The organism is Bordetella genomosp. 5 (genome assembly GCF_002261475.1).
GTDB lineage: Bacteria > Pseudomonadota > Gammaproteobacteria > Burkholderiales > Burkholderiaceae_B > Bordetella.
Window position 1 is genome coordinate 64,116 of record NZ_NEVN01000005.1, and the last position, 20,929, is coordinate 85,044.

Annotated in this window: 22 protein-coding genes; 12 read left to right on the top strand and 10 right to left on the bottom strand. The window is 69.5% G+C overall.

Going from position 1 to position 20,929, the window contains the following annotated elements; genetic code table 11:
• Positions 1 to 35: 35 nt before the first annotated feature.
• The 3 genes from mmsB to CEK29_RS10430 all read left to right on the top strand — a co-directional run bounded on the left by mmsB (position 36) and on the right by CEK29_RS10430 (position 2,220).
• Positions 36 to 929 carry a 3-hydroxyisobutyrate dehydrogenase gene (gene mmsB, locus CEK29_RS10420; RefSeq protein WP_094858036.1) on the top strand — a complete coding sequence of 298 codons (894 nt, stop codon included), beginning with the start codon at positions 36 to 38 and terminating at the stop codon, positions 927 to 929.
• Positions 930 to 1,022: 93 nt separating this feature from the next.
• Complete coding sequence (locus tag CEK29_RS10425) at positions 1,023 to 1,460, top strand: PaaI family thioesterase (RefSeq protein WP_094799557.1); 438 nt, start codon at positions 1,023 to 1,025, stop codon at positions 1,458 to 1,460.
• Between the two features lie 70 nt (positions 1,461 to 1,530).
• Complete coding sequence (locus CEK29_RS10430) at positions 1,531 to 2,220, top strand: VIT1/CCC1 transporter family protein (RefSeq protein ID WP_094799558.1); 690 nt, start codon at positions 1,531 to 1,533, stop codon at positions 2,218 to 2,220.
• A 54-nt stretch (positions 2,221 to 2,274) separates the two neighbouring features.
• On the opposite strand, the gene ygfZ is transcribed toward CEK29_RS10430, so the two are convergent.
• Positions 2,275 to 3,282 (bottom strand): CAF17-like 4Fe-4S cluster assembly/insertion protein YgfZ, encoded by a 1,008-nt coding sequence (gene ygfZ / locus CEK29_RS10435; protein WP_094858037.1) that lies wholly within the window; start codon positions 3,280 to 3,282, stop codon positions 2,275 to 2,277.
• Between the two features lie 155 nt (positions 3,283 to 3,437).
• On the opposite strand from ygfZ, the gene mltG reads away from it, so the two are divergent.
• The 7 genes from mltG to CEK29_RS10470 all read left to right on the top strand — a co-directional run bounded on the left by mltG (position 3,438) and on the right by CEK29_RS10470 (position 10,853).
• The gene (mltG, locus tag CEK29_RS10440) at positions 3,438 to 4,457 is read left to right on the top strand and encodes an endolytic transglycosylase MltG (RefSeq protein ID WP_094858038.1); all 1,020 of its coding nucleotides are present in this window, start codon (positions 3,438 to 3,440) and stop codon (positions 4,455 to 4,457) included.
• A complete protein-coding gene (gene tmk, locus CEK29_RS10445) occupies positions 4,454 to 5,101 on the top strand; it encodes a dTMP kinase (RefSeq protein ID WP_094858039.1) in 648 nt (215 codons plus the stop codon). The genes mltG and tmk overlap by 4 nt, the downstream gene beginning before the upstream one ends.
• Positions 5,098 to 6,153, top strand: coding sequence for a DNA polymerase III subunit delta' (gene holB / locus CEK29_RS10450; RefSeq protein WP_094799562.1), 1,056 nt, complete (start codon positions 5,098 to 5,100; stop codon positions 6,151 to 6,153). The genes tmk and holB overlap by 4 nt, the downstream gene beginning before the upstream one ends.
• 46 nt (positions 6,154 to 6,199) lie before the next feature.
• On the top strand, positions 6,200 to 6,970 hold the full coding sequence (locus CEK29_RS10455; RefSeq protein ID WP_094799563.1) for a TatD family hydrolase: 771 nt from the start codon (positions 6,200 to 6,202) through the stop codon (positions 6,968 to 6,970).
• A gap of 150 nt (positions 6,971 to 7,120) precedes the next feature.
• Positions 7,121 to 7,963 (top strand): ankyrin repeat domain-containing protein, encoded by an 843-nt coding sequence (locus CEK29_RS10460; RefSeq protein WP_094858183.1) that lies wholly within the window; start codon positions 7,121 to 7,123, stop codon positions 7,961 to 7,963.
• Between the two features lie 115 nt (positions 7,964 to 8,078).
• Complete coding sequence (locus tag CEK29_RS10465; protein ID WP_094858040.1) at positions 8,079 to 9,224, top strand: GGDEF domain-containing protein; 1,146 nt, start codon at positions 8,079 to 8,081, stop codon at positions 9,222 to 9,224.
• Between the two features lie 339 nt (positions 9,225 to 9,563).
• Positions 9,564 to 10,853, top strand: coding sequence for a Glu/Leu/Phe/Val family dehydrogenase (locus CEK29_RS10470; RefSeq protein WP_094799565.1), 1,290 nt, complete (start codon positions 9,564 to 9,566; stop codon positions 10,851 to 10,853).
• Positions 10,854 to 10,953: 100 nt separating this feature from the next.
• Here CEK29_RS10470 and CEK29_RS10475 read toward each other — a convergent pair whose 3' ends face one another.
• From CEK29_RS10475 to CEK29_RS10495, 5 genes are all read right to left on the bottom strand, one after another.
• Positions 10,954 to 11,796, bottom strand: coding sequence for an RsiV family protein (locus CEK29_RS10475; protein ID WP_094799566.1), 843 nt, complete (start codon positions 11,794 to 11,796; stop codon positions 10,954 to 10,956).
• Positions 11,797 to 11,881: 85 nt separating this feature from the next.
• Positions 11,882 to 12,658, bottom strand: coding sequence for a lipoate--protein ligase family protein (locus CEK29_RS10480; RefSeq protein WP_094858041.1), 777 nt, complete (start codon positions 12,656 to 12,658; stop codon positions 11,882 to 11,884).
• Positions 12,655 to 12,930, bottom strand: a complete 276-nt coding sequence (locus tag CEK29_RS10485; RefSeq protein ID WP_094858042.1) for a biotin--protein ligase — start codon at positions 12,928 to 12,930, stop codon at positions 12,655 to 12,657. Before CEK29_RS10485 ends, CEK29_RS10480 begins: the two co-directional genes overlap by 4 nt.
• 83 nt (positions 12,931 to 13,013) lie before the next feature.
• Positions 13,014 to 13,478 (bottom strand): GNAT family N-acetyltransferase, encoded by a 465-nt coding sequence (locus tag CEK29_RS10490; RefSeq protein WP_094799599.1) that lies wholly within the window; start codon positions 13,476 to 13,478, stop codon positions 13,014 to 13,016.
• 8 nt (positions 13,479 to 13,486) lie between these two features.
• Positions 13,487 to 14,461, bottom strand: a complete 975-nt coding sequence (locus CEK29_RS10495; protein WP_094858043.1) for a DMT family transporter — start codon at positions 14,459 to 14,461, stop codon at positions 13,487 to 13,489.
• Positions 14,462 to 14,574: 113 nt separating this feature from the next.
• Here CEK29_RS10495 and CEK29_RS10500 point away from each other — a divergent pair, with 113 nt between their 5' ends.
• Positions 14,575 to 15,042, top strand: coding sequence for an Lrp/AsnC family transcriptional regulator (locus CEK29_RS10500; protein ID WP_094799570.1), 468 nt, complete (start codon positions 14,575 to 14,577; stop codon positions 15,040 to 15,042).
• A 93-nt stretch (positions 15,043 to 15,135) separates the two neighbouring features.
• Here the strand turns inward: CEK29_RS10500 and CEK29_RS10505 are convergent, their stop codons facing one another.
• The 3 genes from CEK29_RS10505 to CEK29_RS10515 all read right to left on the bottom strand — a co-directional run bounded on the left by CEK29_RS10505 (position 15,136) and on the right by CEK29_RS10515 (position 18,546).
• A complete protein-coding gene (locus tag CEK29_RS10505) occupies positions 15,136 to 15,633 on the bottom strand; it encodes a glutathione peroxidase (RefSeq protein WP_094799571.1) in 498 nt (165 codons plus the stop codon).
• A 110-nt stretch (positions 15,634 to 15,743) separates the two neighbouring features.
• Positions 15,744 to 16,931 carry a DUF1501 domain-containing protein gene (locus CEK29_RS10510; RefSeq protein ID WP_094858044.1) on the bottom strand — a complete coding sequence of 396 codons (1,188 nt, stop codon included), beginning with the start codon at positions 16,929 to 16,931 and terminating at the stop codon, positions 15,744 to 15,746.
• Positions 16,932 to 16,995: 64 nt separating this feature from the next.
• A complete protein-coding gene (locus CEK29_RS10515) occupies positions 16,996 to 18,546 on the bottom strand; it encodes a DUF1800 domain-containing protein (RefSeq protein WP_255176125.1) in 1,551 nt (516 codons plus the stop codon).
• 179 nt (positions 18,547 to 18,725) lie between these two features.
• Here CEK29_RS10515 and CEK29_RS10520 point away from each other — a divergent pair, with 179 nt between their 5' ends.
• Entirely contained in the window at positions 18,726 to 19,064 is a 339-nt protein-coding gene (locus tag CEK29_RS10520; RefSeq protein WP_094799574.1) for a tetratricopeptide repeat protein, read from the top strand.
• Positions 19,065 to 19,121: 57 nt separating this feature from the next.
• Here CEK29_RS10520 and phrB read toward each other — a convergent pair whose 3' ends face one another.
• Positions 19,122 to 20,552, bottom strand: coding sequence for a deoxyribodipyrimidine photo-lyase (gene phrB, locus CEK29_RS10525; protein WP_094858046.1), 1,431 nt, complete (start codon positions 20,550 to 20,552; stop codon positions 19,122 to 19,124).
• Positions 20,553 to 20,929: the final 377 nt, after the last annotated feature.

The following is a 20,929-nucleotide window of genomic DNA, read 5'->3' on the forward strand; positions in this document are numbered from 1 at the left end:
CATCCGTGCCGGCGCACCACTTGGAGACGAGCATCATGAGCAGTATTGCATTCATCGGGCTGGGCAACATGGGGGCGCCGATGGCCTTGAACCTGCTGAAGGCGGGCCACGCGGTCACGGTATTCGACCTGGTGCCCGCCGCGGTCAAGACGCTGACCGACGCCGGGGCGCGCGCCGCCGCGTCGGCCGATGCCGCCGTGGCCGGTGTGGAAGTCGTGATCACCATGCTTCCGGCCAGCCGCCATGTCGAAGGGCTCTACCTCGAACACGATCTGCTCGGCAAGATCGCCACCGGCACGCTGGTCATCGACTGCAGCACGATCGCGCCGGACGCCGCCCGCAAGGTGGCCGCGGCGGCCGAGGCGCGTGGCATTCCGATGATCGACGCCCCGGTATCGGGCGGCACCGGCGGCGCGGCCGCCGGCACGCTGACCTTCATCGTGGGCGGCCCCGAGCCGGCGCTGGCGCGGGCGCGGCCCGTGCTCGAGAACATGGGCAAGAACATCTTTCACGCCGGTGCCGCCGGCGCCGGGCAGGTCGCCAAGATCTGCAACAACATGCTGCTCGGCATCCTGATGGCAGGCACGTCCGAGGCGCTGGCGCTGGGCGTGGCCAATGGCCTCGACCCGAAGGTGCTGTCGGACATCATCGCCAAGAGCTCGGGCCGCAACTGGGCCACCGAGCTCTACAACCCCTGGCCGGGCGTGATGGAACACGCGCCCGCATCCAAGGGCTACGCCGGCGGTTTCGGCGTGGACCTGATGCTCAAGGACCTTGGGCTGGCCGCCGAGGCCGCGCTCGACAGCCGGGCGTCGATCCCGCTGGGCGAGCTGGCGCGCAACCTGTATGCGCTGCACAGCAAGGGCGGCAGCGGCCGCCTCGACTTCTCCAGCATCGTCAACCTCTACGCCGACGACGCGTCGCGTTGAGCGCCTGCGCCGCGGCTCCGGGGCGCCCGGGCCGCGGGCGGGTCACCGCCGCGCGCCGGCCGCGCCCGGCCCGGCACCCATCACACGGCTTCCATGACTTCCGCTGAATCCCACGACGAGGTCCGCGCACGCGTGCAGGCCAGCTTCGACCGCCAGAGCATCATGCATCTGATCGGCGCACGGCTGGGCGACGTGACGCCCGGACAGGTCACGATCGAGCTGCCTTACCGGGCCGACCTCTGCCAGCAGAATGGTTATCTGCACGCGGGCATTTCCACCACCATCGCGGACAGCGCCGGCGGCTACGCGGCCTACAGCCTGTTTGCGCCGGGCGAGGACGTGCTGAGCTCGGAGTTCAAGATGAACTTCCTGGCGCCCGCGGGCGGCGAGCGTTTCGTGGCGCAGGGCCGCGTGCTCAAGGAAGGCAGGCGCCTGCAGGTCTGCCAGGTCGAGATGCACGCCTGGCGCGGCGCCGAGGCCACGCTGTGCCTGGTCGGCCTGCTGACCACGGTGCGCGTGACGCCGCGCTGAGCATGGCGGCGCGCCGGCACCGCTCTTATACTCCGGACGCAGCCGCCGTGGCTGTCTGAAGGGGCTGGGCATGCCGCCACCCGATCATCACCGAATCAATCGCGCGGGCTGGCTGCGCGCGGCCGTGCTGGGTGCCAACGATGGTATCGTGTCCACGGCGAGCCTGATCGCTGGCGTCGCGGCGGCCCAGGCCAGCCATGAAGCCATTCTCACCTCGGGCGTGGCCGCGCTGGTGGCCGGTGCGCTGTCGATGGCCGCCGGGGAATACGTGTCGGTGCAATCGCAGCTCGACATCGAAGAGGCCGACCTGCGCATCGAGAGCGCGGCCCTGAAAGCAAATTCCGGCGAGGAGCTCGACGAGCTCGCGTTGATCTACATGAAGCGTGGCGTGGCGCCGGATGTGGCGCGCACGGTGGCGCGGCAACTGACCGCGCACGATGCGCTGGGCGCGCATGCCCGTGACGAGCTGGGCATCTCGCCGCATAACCGCGCGCGGCCGGTCCAGGCGGCGCTGGCCTCGGCGTGCTCGTTCGCGTCGGGGGCGGCCTTGCCGCTCTTGCTGTCGGTGCTGGCACCGCTCAGCGTGCTGATCCCGGTGGTGATGGTGGGATCGGTGATCGGTCTGGGCGCGCTGGGCGCGATCGCGGCGCGGACCGGCGGCGCGCCCATGGGGCGCGCGGCGTTGCGGGTGACCGTGCTGGGCGCGCTGGCCATCGCGCTGACGGCCGGCGTGGGCGCGCTGTTCGACGTGTCGGTGTAGCGCGGGCTCAGGCGCGGACGGCCGGCCCGCATTCAGGCCGGCCGTGTGCCTGTGTCAGGACGCGTCCGGCTCGATCGGATAGGGCAGCGCGGCCACGGTGATCGCCGGGCCGTCGGGGGCGCCCAGATGCAGGGCGCCGGCGGGCAGGCTGGCCAGCGTGGTTTCGAACAGCACCGCGACATGCCGGCCCAGCGCCGCCGCGTCGACCACGCGGCCGCAGGGTTCGTTGGGCTGGGTGGCATCGTACACATCGGTGCCGGCGGCCACGGGGCCGCCGTCGGCCAGCGTGCCATAGGCCATGCGGCGCTTGACCGTGCCGCGGTAATGGCTGCGCGCCACCACTTCCTGGCCGGGATAACAGCCCTTGCGGAAGTTCACGCCACCGATCAGATCCAGGTTGACCGTCTGGGGGATGAAGACATCCTGCGTGGCCTGGGCGATCCAGGGCAGGCCGGCCGCGAGGTCGGCGGCGCGCCAGCTGTCTTCGTCGGTGCGGCCGAGCAGGGCGGCCAGCGCGGCGCCGTGGCTGTCGAACTGCGGGGCGGTGGCGATCCACCACCAGCGGCGCTGGGTGTCGGCCGACGGGGCACCGATCCAGGTGCCGCTGGGCAGCTCGGCGCGTTGCCACGGCACATGCGGCAGATCTCCGCCCGCGGCCGCCGCCAGGGCCTCGACCTGCGCCGGCGCGGCGGTGACGCCGCCGGCCTGCAGATCGGCGCTGGAGAGCTTGGCCTTGGCCCGCAGCACGAACATGCCCAGGCGCTTGATGAGCGCATCGGCCAGATCGTCGCGCACCAGCGCGTGGAGCTGCGGACCCTCGGGGTCGTCGGTCTGGGTGGCGCGCCACGCCACCATGGTGGCGAGCAGACGGCCCTTGGCGGTGCAGTACCCGGCCAGCGCGGCGGCCTCGGGCTTGAGCCCGGTGATGTCCTGCGTGACCTGGCCGTGCAGGAAGGCGAGCGCGTCGCTGCCCGCGGCGGTGATCACGCGGAAGCCGGCGAGCGGCGCGCAGGTGGGCGAACCTTCGCGCGCGGGGGGAATCGAATCGAAGAATGCGTGCATGGACGGAAGGCGCCGGTTTGACCCGCGCCCCAGAGTGGTTGCGACTGCTGTTCATGATACCCGCCACGGCGGGCGCGGCGTCGCAAGTCCGTGTCACCAACAGGGACGGATGACACGGCGGCGTCGCGTCCGATCCATTACACTCTCGCTCACTTATGATGAAACGCTTCCGCTTTTTCGTTCTGCTGACGTTGTTGCTGGCCGTTCTGGCGGGCGCCATCGCCGCAGGCGGGGCCTGGTATTGGATGCACCGGCCCATGCACCTGGCCGCCGACCGCGTCGACTTCGTGGTCGATCCGGGCGCCAGCCCGCGCGTGATCGCCCGCACCCTGAATTCGGCCGGGGTGCCCGTCTGGGAGCCCGGTTTTGTCTGGATGGCGCGCCTGTCCGAGCAGGACAAGCTGATCAAGGCCGGCGGTTATCAGGCCATCAACGGCGATACCCCCTGGCTGCTGCTGCAGCGCATGGCGCGCGGCGATATGTCGCAGCGCACGCTGACGCTGCTCGAGGGCTGGAACTTCCGTCAGATCCGGGCCGCGCTGGCCGCGCACCCCGACATCAAACAGACGCTCGAGGGCGTGAGCGACGAAGCGCTGATGGAGCGCCTCGGGTCCGATATCAAACATCCCGAGGGCATGTTCTTCCCGGACACCTATGTCTTCACGCCGGGCAGCACCGATTACGACATCCTGCGCCGGGCCTACCACGAAGGGCAGCGGGTGCTGGCCGATATCTGGGCCCAGCGTGCGCCCGATCTGCCGCTGGCCACGCCCTACGAGGCGCTCATCATGGCGTCCATCGTCGAGAAAGAAACCGGCCATGGCCCGGAGCGCGCGCGCGTCTCGGGCGTGTTCGCCAACCGGCTGCGCCTGGGCATGCTGCTGCAGACCGATCCCACCGTGATCTACGGCATGGGCGAGGCGTACCAGGGCCGCATCCGCAAGCGCGATCTGCAGACCGACACGCCCTGGAATACCTACACGCGTCCGGGCCTGCCGCCCACGCCGATCGCGGCGTCGGGCCGGGCCGCGCTGCTGGCGGCGGTGCAGCCCGAAAAACACAAGTTCATCTTTTTCGTGTCGCGCGGCAACGGCACCAGCGAGTTCTCGGTGAGTCTGGCCGAGCACAACCGCAACGTCGCCCGCTACATCCTGGGACAAGGGCAGAATCAATGACCCAACGAGGACGCTTCATCACGCTCGAAGGCGTCGATGGCGCCGGCAAGAGCACGCACATCGCGTGGCTGGTCGAGACCCTGCGTGCGCGCGGCCTGGAGGTCGTGTCCACGCGCGAGCCCGGCGGCACGCCGCTGGGCGAAAAGCTGCGCGAGCTGGTGCTCAACGAGCCCATGGGCCTGGACACCGAAACCCTGCTCATGTTCGCGGCCCGTACCGAACATCTGCGCCAGGTGATCGCGCCGGCCCTGGCGCGCGGCGCCTGGGTGGTGTGCGATCGCTATACCGACGCGACCTACGCCTATCAGGGCGGCGGCCGCGAACTCGGCGCGGCGCGCATCGCCGTGCTCGAACAATGGATGCAACCGCCGCTCGCGCCGGACCGCACCTGGCTGTTCGATGTGCCGCTCGAGGTCGCGCGTGCCCGCATGACGGCCGCGCGCACGCCGGACCGTTTCGAACGCGAGCAGCAGGCGTTCTTCGAGCGCACCCGTGCAGCCTATCGGGCGCGCGCGGGCGCCGACGCCGCCCGCATCCACGTGATCGACGCGAGCCAGTCGCTCGAGCAGGTGCGCGCCGCGCTGGCGGCCGACGTCGAGGCCTTTCTGCGTGAGGCGGGCGTGCCCGCCGTGTCCGCGGCATGAGTCTGGCGCAATTCCTTCCGTGGCACGAGGCCACCGCGCGTGCGTGGCTCGGCCATCGTGAACGCTTCGCGCATGCCTGGCTGATCCACGGCGCCGCGGGGATCGGCAAGCTCGATTTCGCCGCCGCCGCGGCCGCCAGCCTGCTGTGCGAGTCGCCGCGCGATGGCCTGGCCTGCGGCGCCTGTATCGCCTGTGGCTGGGTCAAGAGCGGCAACCATCCCGACCTGCGCCGCATCCGGCCCGAGGCCGTGGCGCTCGAGGAGGGCGCGGACGCCGCTCCCGACAGCGAGGACGGCGCCGAGGCGGCGCCGACCGGCGCGAGCAAGCGCGCGCCTTCCAAGGAAATCCGGATCGACCAGATCCGGTCGCTGGAGTCGTGGTTCAACACCGCGACTCACCGCGGTGGCTATCGCGTGGCCTTGTTGTACCCGGCGCAGGCCCTGAACATCATCTCGGCCAATGCCTTGCTCAAGGTGCTGGAAGAGCCGCCGCCGAATACGGTGTTTCTGCTGGTGATCGAGGCGCCCGACCGGCTCCTGCCCACGCTCGTGTCACGTTGCCGCCGCCTGCCGCTGGCCGCCCCCGCGCCCGACGTGGCCCTGGCGTGGCTGCGCGAGCAGGGCGTGCGTCCTGCGGAGGGCTGGCTGGCCGCCGCGGGCGGCGCGCCGCTGGGCGCGCTGCGCCTGGCGCAGCAGGGCGACAGCCCGGTGCCCGCCTGGCTCACGCAGCTCACCGAGCCGCTGGCCGCCGGGCGACAGCCCGATGTGGGCAGCCTGGCGGAGGCCGTCGAGAAGCTGCCCGCGGCCGAGTGGCTGGACGCGTTGCAACGCTTCTATACCGATCTGATGCTGGCCGCGAGCGGCGCGCCGGTGCGCTATTTTCCGGCGCTGGCGGGCGATGTCGGCGCGATCGGCAAGCGCGTGCGCGCGGCCCAGGTGGCCGATGCCGCGCAGTGGCTGACGAAGCAGCGCCGCCTTGCCTCGCATCCGCTCAATGCCAAGCTCTTCGCCCACGCGACGCTGCAGCGCGTGGTGCTATCCTGCCAGGGTTGAGAGACCCCGGCCCGGGCGCATTCCGGGCCGATTTTTGTTGAAGTCCATGTACGTCGATTCGCACTGTCATCTGAATTTTCCCGAGCTCGCCGGCGACCTGCCTGGCGTGCTCGACCGCATGCGCGCCAATCAGGTCACGCACGCGCTCGTGGTGAGCGTGAACATGCCCGAGTGGCCGGGGCTGATCGAGCTCGTCGAGCCGCACGGCAATCTTTGGGCCTCGGTCGGGGTCCATCCCGATTACGAAGACACGCCCGATCCCGAGCCCGAGGAGCTGGTGCGCCTCGCGCGGCATCCCAAGGTCGTGGCGATCGGCGAGACGGGCCTCGACTACTACCGCCTGAGCGAGCCGCTCGATTGGCAGCGCGCGCGTTTTCGCCGCCACATCCGCGCCGCGCGCGAAACCGGGCTGCCGCTCATCGTCCACACGCGCTCGTCGGCCGAAGACACGGTCAAGATCCTCAAGGAAGAGGGCGCGGACGAGGTGGGTGGCGTGATGCACTGTTTCACCGAATCCTGGGAGATCGCGCAGGCCGCGATGGACCTGAACTTTCATATCTCGTTGTCGGGTATCGTCACTTTCAAGAACGCCGCCGTGGTACACGAGGTCGCGACCAACATGCCGCTCGACCGCCTGCTGATCGAAACGGATTCGCCTTATCTGGCGCCGGTGCCTTACCGGGGCAAGCTCAACGACCCGGCCAAGGTGATCCACGTGGCCGAGAAGATCGCCGATCTGAAGGGTCTGTCGGTCGCGGAAGTGGCGCAGGCCTCCACCGAGAACTTCTTCAAACTGTTCAGCAAGATCGAGCGCTGAGGGGCCGGCCGCGGGCCGGCGCCGAATCATGATGGCTGCGGGCGCAACGATCGCGCCCCACGAGGAGGGAGCATGAGCAAGCACAATCGCAACGCCGAATCACGCCGCCTGGGTGGCCGCGGTCGTTCCTGGCTGGCGGCCTTGCCGCTGATGCTGGCGCTCGCCGTGCCCGGCGCGGCGCTCACCGTGGCGCCGCCCCCGGCCCACGCCGCCGCCGACATGAGCAACTGGTGGGTGTACGTGACGAACGATCGCGCGGACGACCTGAAGAAGCTGCTGGCGCAGGGCGCCGATCCCAACACGCGGCATCGCACCGGCCAGCCCACGATCATGCGCGCGGTCGCCGAAGGCGCCTGGGAGGTGTTCGATGTGCTGGCCGCCGATCGGCGCACCGACCTCAATATCGAAAACCCGGCAGGCGAGACGCCGCTCATGTATCTGGCCATCGCCGGCGACACCCGGCGTGCCGAGGCGCTGATCGCGCGCGGCGCGCAGGTCAATCGCCTGGGCTGGACGCCGCTCGCGTATGCCGCCTCCAAGGGCAACGTCGACACGGCGCGCATGCTGCTGCGCCACAAGGCCATGGTCAATGCGCCGTCGGGCGAGGGCCGCACGCCGCTCATGATGGCCGCGCTGTCCGGCAATCGCGACATGGTGCAGTTGCTGCTGGATGCGGGCGCCGATCCGACCACGACCGATCAGCAGGGCCGCTCGGCCGCCGATTGGGCGCTGGCCGGCAAATCCGAAAGCCTGTCGGAAGAGCTCAAGCGCATTGCCGACAAGACATGGAAAGAGCGGGACGCGCAGCGCGCGGCGGGTGCGAGTCTGCCATCGGCCCCGGCCGCGCCGAGCGCGCCTTCCTTGCCGTCGGCGCCGTCCATGCCGTCCGCGCCCGCGGCGGGCGCTCCCGCTGCGCCCGCTGCGCCCGCCGCGCCCGCGACCAATGGCTCGGGCGTGCAGGGCGTGCAGGGCGTGAACCTCAACCGCTACTGAACGCGTCGCGGTCGTATCCCCGGCCTGCGGCACGCGGTGATCGGCCAGGCTTGCCGCCGCGGACGTCTTTCTTCGACCCTCCCGCCGCTCGCGCGCGGCGTCTTCGCACGTGCCCATGATCGGTGCTGAAGTCCGTGTCACGCTGTCCCTGATCGCGCCCGCGCTGCTGGTGGTGTTCGGTCTGGCGTTTTTCGGCCTCTGGTATGGCTTCCGGCGTCGTGCCCATCTGCTGCATCTGGCCGCCGCCTGCCTGCTGTTCGCGCTGGGGGCGGCGTCGCAGGTGCTCTACATCCCGCGCGACACGGGCCTCAATGCCGTCGTCTCCGCGACGCTGTACGCCGTTGCCGCCAGCCTGGTCGCCCAGAGCCTGCTGCTGCGCGCGGGACGACCGCTTCCGTGGCGGGTCTATGCCCTGTTCTGCGGCGCCCTGGTCGGCGTCCTGGCCTACTTCTTCTATATCGATCGCAATCTGCTCGCCCGCGTATACCTGCTCAACGGCGGGCTGGGCGCGCTGTTCTGCGTCACCGCGCTGCGCATGCGAGGCGCGCGCAGCCGCCGCAGGATCGATCGCGCGCTGTTCGCCATCGTGCTGGTCTTCGGGCTGCACTTCCTGCCGCGCACGCTGCTCAGCCTGGGCCGCCGCGCGCCCGAAGGCCCGCTGGCGTTCGCGGACTCGCGCTTCTGGCAGCTCACGCAGCTGTCGCTGGCGGTCTTCAGCGTGGGCCTGGCCATCGCGCTGCTGGCGGCGGTCGCGGCGGACGCGCTCGACGACGCCCGCCGCGAGGGCGACACCGATTGGCTGACCGGGCTCCTGAACCGCCGTGGGTTCGACGCGCGGCTCGCACCGGCCCGAGCCGGCGTGCCCGCGCCGGCGACGTGCGCCCTGGTGCTGTGCGACGTGGACGACTTCAAGCGGATCAACGACGTCTACGGCCATGACGGCGGCGACGCGGTGCTGAAGGATGTGGCGCGCGCGCTGGAAGGCGCCACACAGCCGGGCGACCTGCTCGGCCGCATCGGCGGCGAGGAGTTCGCAGTGCTGTTGCCGGGTGCCGGCATCGACGACGCGCTGGCGCGCGCGGAACGTCTGCGCGACGCGGTCGCCCGTCAGGTGCGCACGCCCGATGGCGCGTCCCCCGTCACGCTCAGCGCCGGCGTGGCCGTGGCCGGGGCGGAGGAGGCCTGGGAGGTCTTGTACCGGCGTGCGGATGCCCAGCTGTACGCGGCCAAGCGCGGCGGCAAGAACCGCGTAGCGGCCTGAGCGCGGCCGAATCGGAAGGGGCTCGCGCAGCGGGAGAGGAGCGGGAGGAGGATTGAAACGAACGCAGCGGAAGGGCCGTCTCTTGATCTGGACGCGAGTCCGAAGGTGGTCTGACACAGGTCTGGACGCGGCAACGGATGGCGTCGTAGCATGAGCGATCACAGGGCGTCCGATGCAGGCGCCGCGCAAGGCCGGGAGGGGCGGGTGGCGAGCGGTGGGCCAGCCCGCGGGACGGGGTAGTCATGTATATGTCCCTATTAAATATATTTTTATATTAATAGGGGACGTACTACTTTTATCCGTAAAATGGCGCAAATTCAGTGAGGAGCGTCGCTCAAAATGTCGCAACAACCCGCCCATCCTTTGCCTTCGTATCTGGACCCTCAGCATCTCGGCCCCTGGGGCATCTACCTGCAGCAGGTGGATCGCGTCACGCCGTATCTGGGATCGCTGGCCCGCTGGGTCGAAACCCTTAAGCGCCCCAAGCGTACGCTGATCGTCGACGTGCCCATCGAGCTCGATAACGGCACGGTCGCGCACTACGAAGGCTACCGCGTCCAGCACAACACCTCGCGCGGTCCCGGCAAGGGCGGTGTGCGTTTCCACCAGGATGTCACGCTCTCCGAAGTGATGGCGCTGGCGGCCTGGATGTCGATCAAGAACGCGGCGGTCAACCTGCCGTATGGCGGCGCCAAGGGCGGCGTGCGGCTCGATCCGCGCAACCTCTCCCAATCCGAAATCGAGCGCGTCACGCGCCGCTACACCTCGGAAATCGGCGTGATCATCGGACCGTCGAAAGACATTCCCGCGCCCGACGTGAACACCAACGCCCAGACCATGGCCTGGATGATGGACACGTATTCGATGAACGAAGGCGCGACCGCGACCGGCGTCGTCACCGGCAAGCCGATCGCGCTGGGCGGCAGCCTGGGCCGTGTCGAAGCGACCGGCCGCGGCGTGTTCGTGGTGGCCTGCGAAGCCGCGCGCGACCAGGGCGTGCCCGTCGAGGGCGCCCGCGTCGTGGTGCAGGGCTTCGGCAACGTGGGTGGCACCGCCGCCCGCCTGTTCCATGAAGCCGGCGCCAAGGTCATCGCGGCGCAGGATCACACCGGCACCGTGCACAATGCCAACGGCCTGGACGTGCATCGTCTGCTGGCCCACGTTTCGCGCACCGGCGGTGTGGGCGGCTTCGGCGAAGCCGAGGCAATCGATGCCGAGACCTTCTGGCACCTCGAAACCGAATTCCTGATCCCGGCCGCACTCGAAGGCCAGATCACCAAGGCCAACGCGTCGCAGGTGCGCGCCAAGATCCTGGTCGAAGGCGCCAACGGCCCGACGACCCCCGAGGCCGACGACATCCTGCGCGAAAACGGCGTGTACGTCGTGCCCGACGTGCTGGCTAACGCCGGCGGCGTGACCGTCAGCTACTTCGAATGGGTGCAGGATTTCTCGATGTTCTTCTGGAGCGAAGAAGAGATCAATCAGCGCCTCGAGCGCCTGATGCGCGAAGCCTATTCGTCGGTCGCCCTGGTCGCCCGCGAGCACAACATCACGCTGCGCACCGCCGCGTTCGTGGTGGCGTGCACCCGCATCCTGCAGGCGCGCCAGGTGCGCGGTCTGTACCCCTGATACACAAGGTCGGAGCGGGCGCCGCGAGGTGCCCGTGAATGGCAGGAGACAGCAAAAAGCCCACGGCTCGCCGTGGGCTTTTTGCATGCCGAGGGCCGGGTCAACCGCGCGGCAGGAACTCCGGTTTCAGCACGCCGCGCAGCTGGTCGTAGGGGATCAGCAGCTCGGGTTCGCCGTGGGAGTAGGGCGCGATCGAATAGGCGTCGTACTTGATGACCATGCCTTTCTCGGTGAGCGCGTAGTTCTCGCTGGGCTGGAACGGCCACATGCGATCGTAGGCGGCGCGGTCGCGCTTTGCGTCTTCGTTGGTGCCGAGCCAGCGCTGATGGGCGCTCTTGAGCAGCGCGTCGAACTCGGGTTTGCGGCCCGGGATGAACAGGGCGTCGAGCGGGACCACGCTGTTGGTGGCGACCTGCCAGTTGAGGAAGACCGTGGCCGGGATGCCGTGCGCGGCGCCGGTGAAGTACTGGGCGGTGTGCAGCTCGACGGCGATCACGCCGGCCTGGACGTCGCGCACCTGGGCCTTGAAATACGTGGTGTCGCGGCCCTGCGCGTTGCGCCAGAAATACTGCACGAAGGTCGAGAGCGAGTCGTATTGGCCGCGCAGGTTTTCGTCGACGCCGGTGAGGCTGGCGAGCACACGGTCGACCAGCTTGGTCAGTTGCGGGATGTCGGGAAACGCGACGCTGTCGATCTCGATGCGTGGGCATTCACCGCTGCACTCGGGCTTGACGCCTTTCCATTCGATCCGCTCGGTGCGCAGATTGCCCACCTGCACCGCACGGCCGCCGGCCGGCAAGGCCGCGTTGGCGGAGCCGGCTTGCGCGCCGCCGGGCGGCAGGCTGATGTCGGCCGGGGGCGAGCTGGCGCAGCCGGCGAGGGCGGCGAGCGCGGTGGCGGCGGCGAGCGTGCGCCATGAGGTCAGGGTAAGCGTGCCGGGCATGTAACGACGACTCCTTGCAACAGATGACAGGGCGCTCGCGATCACGCGCGCGCCCTGGGACAGACTCCGCGGGCAGCGGGAAAGTTCAGGGCACGAGGCCGATCCAGTCTTCGGTGGCGAACTTCTCGCGCACCTGCTGCTCGGCCTTGGCCAGGGTGTCCTGCGACAGCGTGGCCGGGGTCACGTGGCACATGCCGCTGAAGGTCTGCAGCATGCGTTCGATGATGACGTCGCGGGCCAGACCGGTCTGGCTGCGCAGCGGATCGACGCGCTTCTTGGCGCTGGTGGTGCCCTTGTCGGAGAGTTTTTCGCGGCCGATGCGCAGCACCTCGACCATCTTGTCGGCGTCGATGTCATACGACATTGTCACGTGGTGCAGCACGGCTTTGGAGCGGCGCGCCTGCGCGGCGCCGCCGATCTTGCCGCCGTCGGACGTGATGTCGTTGAGCGGCTGGTACCAGGCCTTGATGCCGAGCTCGTGCAGCGCCTTGATCACCCAGCTGTCGAGGAACTCATACGAGTCTTGGAAGCTCATGCCCTGCACCAGGGCTTCGGGCACCGACAGCGAATACGTGATGGTGTTGCCGGGTTCGACGAACATCGCGCCGCCGCCGCTCACGCGGCGCACGACTTCGACGCCATGCCGGCGCGCGCCTTCAGGGTCGACCTCATTCTTGAGGGATTGGAAACGGCCGATCACCACCGCGGGCGCGGCCCACTCCCAGATCCGCAACGTGGGCGGCCGCAGGCCGGAGCCGACTTCGTCGGTGATGACCGCGTCCAATGCCATGTGCAGCATCGGCGTGAGCGGGCCCGGGTGGATCAGTTGCCACTCGTAGTCGTTCCAGGCGGTGTGGCTCATGCGAGCGCCCTCCGCACGACGACGGCGACGGCCTCGGCCGAAAAGCCGAACAGCTCGGCGTCGGCGGGCAGGGCGCGCGTGACCGCCGCGGCGATGTCGGCTTCGCTGGCCTGGGCCGGCAGGCCGGTCAGCGCGTGGTTGATCGCGTCGATCGCCTCGGGCGGTTCGAGAAAGAAATCGCCGGAGAGCCGGACCTCGGCGAGGCGGCCGTCGGCCACCGCCAGATCCACCACCACCAGCTTGCCGCCGGGGACCTTGTATTCGCCATGCATGGCACGGACTCCTGTTGCTGCACGCCGCGTGAGGCGCCGGAATGAAGGGGCCGCGCGCAAGCGGCGCGGCCGATAGGCGGATTCTACAGTTCCAGCTTCATGCCTTCATGGGTGGCGACGAAGCCGAGCGAGGCGTAGAAGCGCTGGGCATCGGCGCGGCGCTTGTCGGTGGTCAGCTGCACCAGCCCGCAACCGCGTTCGCGGCACTGCGCGATGGCCCATTCGAACAGGGCGCGGCCCGTGCCGGCGCCGCGTTCGCTGGCGGCCACGCGCACGCTTTCGATGAGGCCGCGCCACAGGCCCAGCCGCGACAGGCCCGGAATGAAGCTCAGCTGCAGGCAGCCGATCACCTGACCGCCGCGCTCGGCGACGGCCAGGAGCTGGTTGGGATCGGCATCGATGGCGCCGAAGGCGCGCTCGTAGGCCGCGTTCGGCGGCATGGCCGGATCTTCGCGGGTCTGGCCCAGGGTGTCGTCGGCCAGCATGGCGATGATGGCGGGCAGGTCGGCGCGGGTGGCGCGGCGAAACAGCAGGTCGGCTTGGCTCATGCCGGTCATCATAGCCGCGCCGTCGCGTTGCGGCGAGGTGCGGCCGCCACCGTGGGCGCCGGGCGGGAGGCCAGCGTGACACCGGCGACCGCGGCGAAGATGGCGGCCACGCCCAGCCACTGCTGCGGATCGAGGCGCTGGCCGAACGCCACGAAATCCACCAGGATCGCCACGGCCGGATAGATGAACGACAGCGCCGCCACCGAGGTGGTCGGCAGCTTCTGGATCGCGCCGTACATCAGGATGTACATCAGCGTGGTGTGCACGAGGCCGAGCGTCACGAGGTAAGCCCAGGGGCCGGCCGTGACGGGCAGGGCGCTCACATCCACGAACGGCGCGAGCGCCACGGCGCCCAGCGTGACCTGCACCAGCGCCAGCAGTTGCGGGCGGATGGCGCGCAGCCGCTTGACCATCAAGGCCGTGAACGCATAGAGCAGCGCCGCGCCCAGGCCGTACAGCGTGCCCAGCAGCAGCTCGTGCCGTTCGGCCGGCGTGCCGTGCCAGGGCAGCACCAGCAGCACACCGGCAAAGGCCAGCACGCTCCAGCCGACGCGCTTCCAGCCGGGCCGCTCGCCCAGCACCAGCGCGCCCAGGCCGATCAGCAGAAAGGGCTGGACGTTGTAGACCGCCGTGGCCAGGGAGATCGACGCGTGGCGGTAGGCGGAGAAGAGCAGCACCCAATTGAGCACCAGCGCGGCGCCGGCGGCCAGCGCCAGCAGCAGCGTGCGCCGCGTGAAGCCGGTGTCGCGCAGCAGACCGGCGCGCCAGCAGTAGAGCGCCAGGCCGAGCGCGCCGAACACGCAGCGCAGCCAGACGACGTTCCATGGACTTTGGCCGGACTCGATGACGAAGAGGCCGATGGTGCCCGAGAGGGTCATGGCCCCCGCCATTTGCCACAGACCGCTCTGGCCCGTGGACGCGGGCGAGCGAGGGGCCGGGGCGGGGCCGCCGGAGGACAGGGAGGGAGAAGAGACGGTGCGCATGGCGCGGCTCCGGAGTGGGATTTGATGGAAAAATTATCCCAGGCGGAGAAGCGCAGGAGCAGGCATAATCCTCGTTGAATACCGAATATTAGCCTTGGTTTTGGAGTTATTTAATGCCTTCCGACCTTGAAAACGAAAATCACATTCTCGACGGCATCGATCGCCGTCTGGTGCAGGCCCTGACGGACCACGCGCGCACCTCGGTCGCCGACCTTGCGCGTCAGGTGGGCATGTCCGCCCCCAGCGTGGCGGACCGGTTGCGCCGCCTCGAGGAGAGCGGCGTGATCCGCCGCTACACGGTCGACATCGACCCGGCGGCGCTCGGCTATGGCCTGACCGCCATCGTGCGCATCCGCCCGTTGCCGGGGCAGTTGCAACGCGTGGAGCGTCTGATTACGGAGATCGAGTCTTTCATCGAGTGCGACAAGGTCACGGGCGACGACTGCTTCGTCGCGCGCCTCGTGCTCCGGTCGATCAGCGAGCTCGACGCCATTCTTGAGCGCGTGACCGAGTTTGCCGAGACCAACACCGCCATCGTGAAGACCTCGCCCATCGCGCGGCGGCTGCCGCCGCTGCGGTAGCGTACGTCGCGCCGTGGGGTCGGTGTCGGGCTGGAGGCGCGCCTCTTACCGTCGGTTCGGTGTCGTGCTGCCGGCGCGCCTCTTACCGGCGTGTCACTCGGGCAGCGGCGTGGCCAGCGCGGCTTCGATATCCGATTTGAGCGAGGCGGGGGTGTCGGTCGGAGCGTAGCGCTTGAGGACCTGGCCGTCGCGGCCGATCAGGAACTTGGTGAAGTTCCACTTGATGCCTTCGGTGCCGAGCAGGCCGGGCTTCTGTTCTTTGAGCCAGCGGTAGAGCGGGTGGGCATCGGCGCCGTTCACGTCGATCTTGGCGAACAGCGGAAAGCTGATGCCGTATTGCGTTTCGCAGAACTGGCGGATGGCGCCCTCGTCGCCGGGTTCTTGGTGGCCGAATTGATTGCACGGGAATCCCAGCACCGCGAAACCGCGATCCTGGTAGGCGCGATACAGGTCTTCGAGGCCGGTGTATTGCGGCGTGAAGCCGCACTGCGAGGCCACATTGACCACCAGCACGACCTGACCGCGCCAGCGGTCGAGCCCGACATCCTGTCCGGCGAGATCGCGTGCGGTGAATTCATAAAGTGTGGCCATGATGCCTCCAGCGTAAAAGCGGGGCACCCGGTGGGGCATGCCCCGCCTGGGTTCGGACGGGTTCGGCCGCCAGTGTAGCGCCGGGCCGCGCCGCGCGGGAGCGGGCGACGTCACACCAATTGCAGATCCTGCGGCTGTACGCCCGGGAAGATGCGCGCGAGCCGGTCCGGCGCGAGCCCGTAGAGCCGCCCGAAGAGCCCGCCGAACAACGCCCGGTAGTCGTTGAGCACCGGATAGTCGCGATCCTGGTGCAAGGTCTTTTGCGCCACCTCGATCTGGCGGCCGGCAAGGCGGCCGCCGCGCACGTTGCCGCCCAGCACCCAATAGACGCTGCCGTGGCCGTGGTCGGTGCCCTTGTTGCCGTTTTCGCGGAAGGTCCGCCCGAATTCGCTGATGACGACCACGGTCGTCTGCTTCCAGGCCGGCCCCATGGCGTCGGCATACGCGACGAGCGCGCGGCCCAGTTGGCCGAGCTTGGTGGCGAGGACGCCCTGCGCGCCGCCCTGGCCGACGTGGGTGTCCCAACCGCCCACATCGACGAAGCCCACGTTGTAGCGCTCGGCCATGAAGCGGCCGATGCGGCGCGCCTCCTGTTCGAGCTTTTCGGTGGAGACCGACTTGCCGTTGGCCTCGGCGAGCTCCTTGGCCAGGGCCTGGCGCGTGTCGCCCATCACCTGCATGCCTTCGCGCACCGCGGCGTCGAGATCGGTGCCCTGGTACATCTGCGCGATCGCGCGATTGCGGTCGTCGTCCAGGCGGGATTTGCGGTTGGCGCCACCGAGATCGATGTTGGGCACGCGCGCATTGCCGCGAAAGATCTGCGGCACGTCTTCGGTGAACGCCGCCGCGGGCACCGGCCCCCCGAGCTCGGTGACCAGGCGATTGAGAAAGCCCGAGTTGGCCGCGCCGCCCGCGTCGGCACCGCGTCCCAGCTCGATGCGATTCTGTGTTTCGAAATGGCTGCGGCTGGTGTCGTCGGTGCCCGCGAACGGCACGAATGCCAGCGACTTGTCGCGATAGAGCGGAAGCAGGCTCTGCTCGAGCGCCGGGTGCAGGCCCCAGCCGTCGGCCAACGCGATCGCGCCGTTGCGCTCGCCCGGACGCGGGATGGCGATGGTGGGCCGCGACTCGTAATACAAGTCGCTGTTTACGGGCACCAGCAGGTTGGCCGCATCGTAGGCGCCGCGCATGAACACCACCAGCAGGCGCTGATCGGTGGCGGGGGCGGCCAGCAGCCGCGTGGCGTGCCACGTGAGGGGCAGGGCGAGTGCCCATTTGAGAAGGTCGCGGCGATGCATGGAATCTCCCGGTCGGCGGTCAGGCGGGCCTGCGCGGTAGCGGCGCGCGGCAGCGGCGTGCGCGCTAGCGGCGCATGAACTCCGGCGCCGCCAGCACGTAAGTGTTGGCGTCGCGCAGGTTGCGGGTGTCGGTGATGGCCTCGCGCGAGGCGGGCGACCACTGGGCGAAGGGGCCGTCCTGGCCATAGGCCTGGGCCAGACGCGGCAGCGGTGCGAGCTCGGGCTTGGGTTCGCCCTTGCGTTGATAGAACGTGGCCGGCACGGCGGCCACCGCGCGCGCGGCCTCGAAGCGCGTGGTCATCTGCCCCGAGCCGGACCAGTCGGTCTGCATCATGGGCCAGCCATCGGGTGTCAGGCGTTGATAGAGCGGTTGGCCCATGCGGTCGAGCCAGGCCACCACGGCCTCGGGATGGCGGATCGGCTCGCGATCGGCATAGGCCAGCCGCACGGCCGAGATCATGTAGTGCGTGGGGTCCTTGAACTTGCCTGTCTTGAGCGAGGCGGTGAAGGCGTCGGAGTCGATCAGGGTGCGCAGCACTTCGGCGATGTCGCCATCGGTGCGCTGCCAGGTTTGCACCATGGCGTCGATGAGTGCCTTGGGCGGCGTATCCGACACGAAGTACACGGCCAGCTTGGTGCTGACGTGCCGCGCGGTGGCGGGGTGGCGGGCCAGCAGGTCCAGCGCGGTCTCGACCTCGGGCCATCCGCCACCGTGGATCGTCTTGCCCAGCAGCACTTTGTCGCCGGCGTCGTGACGCTGCGGGTTGAACGCGAACAGGCCGTCTTCTACCACGCGATCACGCAGGGCCGCGCGCACCTTCAAGGGCTGGTCGGTCTGGTTCAGCCCGACGCCGGTCAGCACGCGCGCGAGCTCCTGCACGTCTTTCTGGCTGTAGCCGCCATGCACGCCCAGCGTGTGCAGCTCCAGCAACTCGCGCGCGTAGTTCTCGTTGATCGCGCCGTCGGTGTTGCGGATGTTGTCCAGGTAGATGAGCATGGCGGGCGACATCGCGGTGGCGCGCAACAAGTCGCTGAACTTGCCCAGCGCATGGGCGCGGATCGTGCGGTCTTCGTAATCGGCCAGCACGGTCCCGACGTTGGCCTTGCCCGCATAGACGCTGAAATGGTTCATCCAGAACCACGTCAGTTGCTCCTGCAACTGATTGGGCGAATACAGCGCGAGCCAGACGGCCCGCGCCTGCGTCTGCGCCGCGCGCTCGCGGCCATAGTTGCGATTCTCGCGGCGTGCCGCGAGCTTGTCGTCTGGATCCTGGATCTCCTGCACCTCGGCATTGCGCGCACGCTGCGTCAGCACCGCCTCGCGTGCGTCCACCTTGCTGATCGGCATGGCCGCGATCTGCGCAGCCACGTAGGCCGGCAGGGCGGGTCGGGCGGCCGGCGCCAGCTGGGCGTCTCGCCACGCGGGCCAGCCCATCTTGCGCGCACGTTCGAGCTCGGCCGGCGTGTTGCCCCAGGTGAGGCGGTCGACGCGCGCGGCCAGGTCGGCGGGCGCGACGGATTCCGCTGCCAGCACGGCGCTCTGCGCGAGCGCGGCGGCGGCAAGAAGGAGCAGCGCGGCGGCGCGCTTGAACAGATGCGGATGGCGGTGGAGCACGAGCGGTTTCCAGGGACGACTGTGGTTCTGGACCGCACTATCGCTCAAGAATTCCGCGATTTGCGTGGCGGGAAACGCTCCGACACACATGGTTTTTCCCTGTCTGACGCGCTTGCGCACCTATCATCATGGGATCGGTCACGCGCGTACGCGCGGGCAGCACGGAGGAAAAAGCGGCTATGGCGGAGATGATCGCGCGCCTGAGCGCCATGTTGGCGCAGGGACAGGACAACATGTTGTTGCGTTTCACGCTGGGCAAAACCTATGCCGAGCAGGAGCAATACGCCGAGGCCGTCACGCATTTGCGGGCGGCCCTGGGCTTCGATGCGACGTATTCGGTGGCCTGGAAGTGGCTCGGGCGCGCCTTGCTGGCGCAGGGCGATGCGGCGGGCGCGCGCGAGGCCTGGGAGCAGGGCGCGCGCTGCGCCAGCGAGCGCGGCGACAAGCAGGTGGAAAAAGAGATCGGCGTGTTTCTGCGCCGGCTGGACAAGGCGGCCTCGGAAACGCCGGGCAGCTGAGCCTGGGGCGGCGCGCGCCCGAGCGCGGGCGATGCACGGCCCGGCACGCCGGGCCGCTCAGGTCGGCAGCGCGCGCGGCAGGGCGGCGAACGCCTCGATGGCGCGCTGGCGGCTGCTCTTGAGATCGACGATGGCCTCGGGGTAGCCGGTCGCGCGGCGTTGGGCCGCGCTGGGCTCGTGCAGGCTGTCGTTGTCGAGGTCGGCCAGCTCGGGCAGCCAGCGGCGCAAGAACACGCCCTGCGGATCGAACTTGCGCGACTGCGACACCGGGTTGAACACGCGGAAGTAGGGCGCGGCGTCCGCGCCCGTGGACGCGCTCCACTGCCAGCCGCCGTTGTTCGCGGCGAGCTCGCCGTCGATCAGGTGGGCCATGAACCAGGCCTCGCCCTGGCGCCAGTCGATCAACAGATTCTTGGTGAGAAACATCGCCGTGACCATGCGCAGGCGATTGTGCATCCAGCCCGTCGCGAGCAACTGGCGCTGCGCGGCATCGACGATCGGGATGCCGGTGCGCCCGTTCTGCCAGGCGGCGAGATCGTCGGGGGCGTCGCGCCACTGCAGATACACCGTCTCGGGGCGCATCGGCTGATGCATCGAGAGGCCGGGCGATGCGGCGAGCAGGTGCTGGTAGAACTCGCGCCACAGCAGCTCGGTGATCCACGTGCGCGGTCCGATTCCGCCGCTGTCGATCTCGCCCTGATTGGCCGACAGCGCGGCGCGCAGGCATTGCGCGGGCGACAGCACCCCGGCCGCCAGATAGGGCGAGAGCATGCTGGTACCGCGTTGCGCCGGGAAGTCGCGCGCGTCGTGATACTCGGCGATCTCGCCATCGAGAAACGCGCGCAGGCGCTCGTGCGCGGCGTCCTCGCCCGCCGGCCACTGCGTGCGCAAGGCCTCGTCGGGCGTGTCGTAGCCGTCGAAGGACGCGGGCAGCGGATCACTGCGCAGGCCCGCCTCGGGCTGAGCACGCGGTGCCCGCACGGCCTGCGGCATGGCGCCCTGCAGGCGCGCGCGGCAGGACTTCGCGTAGGGCGTGAACACTTTGTAGGTGTCGCCCTTGCCGGTGAGCACGCTGCCGGGTATCAGCAGCGTGCCGCCGTGATGCAGGGTGAAGTCGATGCCTGCGTCGGCCAGGGCCTCGGCGGTCGCCGCATCGCGGCGCTGCTCGTTGATGCCCCACTCGGCGTTGGCATGGACGGCCGCGATGTCGTGGTCGCGGCACCAGCGCGCCAGCGCCTCGGGTGCCTCGCCCCAATCCGCGACGGGCAGCAGCGCGAGCGCGATGTTGCGTTCGGCCAGACTGGCCTGCAAAGCGTGCAGGTTGCGCAGCCAGAAGTCGACCTTGACCGCGGCGTCGCCGTGCGAGCGCCACTGCGCGGGCGCCGGCATGAAGAGCGCCGTGACGGTCCCCCCTTCGGCCGCGGCGGCGAGGGCGGGGTTGTCGTGCAGGCGCAGGTCGGTGCGCAGCCAGGCCAGGGTGTGCGTCATGGAGTCTGATCGGTACGATGTTCATGCCAACGCGTCATGCGGCAGGGCCCGGGGGGCCGTCCGACATGCGCGGCGATCCGGCATTCTACGTGGATGAGCACGCCCCGGGCAGCCGCGATGGTGCGCTGCACGATGCCCGCGCCGCAGGTTCCGCGCGGCGCGGTTTCGTGTAAAACGTGAGTGAAGTTGTGACCAAAGCACGAGCGGTAGCATCTCCGCAACGTCGGTCCGGCCGCGCGCCGGGTCCGGTGCAAGACCGCGCCAGTGCTGGCTCGCCGCCCCGCCAGCGAGCAATGGCGCGGCCTGGCAGGCACCTCCAACGCGTCAAACCGTGAAACACCGTGGCGCGGCGGGTTTCTTGACGCCTGGCGACCCGG

Bases quoted from the DNA above. Each gene is read 5' to 3' on its own strand.
- mmsB (WP_094858036.1), top strand. From the start codon at position 36: ATGAGCAGTATTGCATTCATCGGGCTGGGCAACATGGGGGCGCCGATG.
- CEK29_RS10425 (WP_094799557.1), top strand. From the start codon at position 1,023: ATGACTTCCGCTGAATCCCACGACGAGGTCCGCGCACGCGTGCAGGCC.
- CEK29_RS10430 (WP_094799558.1), top strand. From the start codon at position 1,531: ATGCCGCCACCCGATCATCACCGAATCAATCGCGCGGGCTGGCTGCGC.
- ygfZ (WP_094858037.1), bottom strand. From the start codon at position 3,282: ATGCACGCATTCTTCGATTCGATTCCCCCCGCGCGCGAAGGTTCGCCC.
- mltG (WP_094858038.1), top strand. From the start codon at position 3,438: ATGATGAAACGCTTCCGCTTTTTCGTTCTGCTGACGTTGTTGCTGGCC.
- tmk (WP_094858039.1), top strand. From the start codon at position 4,454: ATGACCCAACGAGGACGCTTCATCACGCTCGAAGGCGTCGATGGCGCC.
- holB (WP_094799562.1), top strand. From the start codon at position 5,098: ATGAGTCTGGCGCAATTCCTTCCGTGGCACGAGGCCACCGCGCGTGCG.
- CEK29_RS10455 (WP_094799563.1), top strand. From the start codon at position 6,200: ATGTACGTCGATTCGCACTGTCATCTGAATTTTCCCGAGCTCGCCGGC.
- CEK29_RS10460 (WP_094858183.1), top strand. From the start codon at position 7,121: ATGCTGGCGCTCGCCGTGCCCGGCGCGGCGCTCACCGTGGCGCCGCCC.
- CEK29_RS10465 (WP_094858040.1), top strand. From the start codon at position 8,079: ATGATCGGTGCTGAAGTCCGTGTCACGCTGTCCCTGATCGCGCCCGCG.
- CEK29_RS10470 (WP_094799565.1), top strand. From the start codon at position 9,564: ATGTCGCAACAACCCGCCCATCCTTTGCCTTCGTATCTGGACCCTCAG.
- CEK29_RS10475 (WP_094799566.1), bottom strand. From the start codon at position 11,796: ATGCCCGGCACGCTTACCCTGACCTCATGGCGCACGCTCGCCGCCGCC.
- CEK29_RS10480 (WP_094858041.1), bottom strand. From the start codon at position 12,658: ATGAGCCACACCGCCTGGAACGACTACGAGTGGCAACTGATCCACCCG.
- CEK29_RS10485 (WP_094858042.1), bottom strand. From the start codon at position 12,930: ATGCATGGCGAATACAAGGTCCCCGGCGGCAAGCTGGTGGTGGTGGAT.
- CEK29_RS10490 (WP_094799599.1), bottom strand. From the start codon at position 13,478: ATGAGCCAAGCCGACCTGCTGTTTCGCCGCGCCACCCGCGCCGACCTG.
- CEK29_RS10495 (WP_094858043.1), bottom strand. From the start codon at position 14,461: ATGCGCACCGTCTCTTCTCCCTCCCTGTCCTCCGGCGGCCCCGCCCCG.
- CEK29_RS10500 (WP_094799570.1), top strand. From the start codon at position 14,575: ATGCCTTCCGACCTTGAAAACGAAAATCACATTCTCGACGGCATCGAT.
- CEK29_RS10505 (WP_094799571.1), bottom strand. From the start codon at position 15,633: ATGGCCACACTTTATGAATTCACCGCACGCGATCTCGCCGGACAGGAT.
- CEK29_RS10510 (WP_094858044.1), bottom strand. From the start codon at position 16,931: ATGCATCGCCGCGACCTTCTCAAATGGGCACTCGCCCTGCCCCTCACG.
- CEK29_RS10520 (WP_094799574.1), top strand. From the start codon at position 18,726: ATGGCGGAGATGATCGCGCGCCTGAGCGCCATGTTGGCGCAGGGACAG.
- phrB (WP_094858046.1), bottom strand. From the start codon at position 20,552: ATGACGCACACCCTGGCCTGGCTGCGCACCGACCTGCGCCTGCACGAC.